Genomic DNA, 650 nt, shown 5'->3' with positions numbered 1-650 from the left:
GGTTTTGTCGGCTCGCATGGCGATTCGCTTGAACTCTTTGAGTTTGCAGAAGAAATTCTCGATGAGGTGCCGCCACTTGTAGATGTCGGCATCGATATCGAGCTTCTGCTTCCGCCTGGAATGCTGGGAGATGACGACTTTGGCACCGCGTTGATTGAGTTCGGCGATAATGGCATTGCTGTCGAATGCCTTATCGGCGATCAAACCATCGAACAGTAGGCCGTCGATCAGGGGCGGCACGCCGACGCTGTCATGACGCTGGCCGGGCATCAGCCGAAAGTGCACCAGATTACCCAACGCGTCGGTCAGGGCTAGGATCTTGGTCGTCATTCCACCTCGGGACTTGCCTATGGCCTGATTTTGAGTCCCCCTTTTGCGCCCTGACCATGGCGGTGGACCTTCACGATGGTGGCATCGACCATGGCGTATTCCATGTCCGGGTCATCCGAACAAGCTTCGAAAAGCCGAACAAAAACATCGGCTTTTACCCAGTCGCGATAACGCCGGAAGATCGTGTTCCATTTCCCAAAGGAAGGCGGAAGGTCACGCCAAGGGCTGCCCGTTCGCACAATCCAAAGCACAGCCTCGATGAAAAGACGGTTATCTGTGCCGCTGCGACCAGGGTCCGTCGGCTTCCCCAAACAATGCGG

The 650-nt window shown here is 56.0% G+C and carries 1 pseudogene; it reads right to left on the bottom strand.

What is annotated here, in order from left to right:
• Window positions 1–641: pseudogene (locus IEW15_RS25630) on the bottom strand (IS5 family transposase); the annotation flags it as partial.
• Window positions 642–650 lie beyond the last annotated feature (9 nt).

Origin of the sequence: Tistrella bauzanensis (assembly GCF_014636235.1) — a bacterium.
In the GTDB taxonomy this organism is placed as follows: domain Bacteria; phylum Pseudomonadota; class Alphaproteobacteria; order Tistrellales; family Tistrellaceae; genus Tistrella; species Tistrella bauzanensis.
This window is presented reverse-complemented; position numbering and strand designations above follow the sequence as displayed.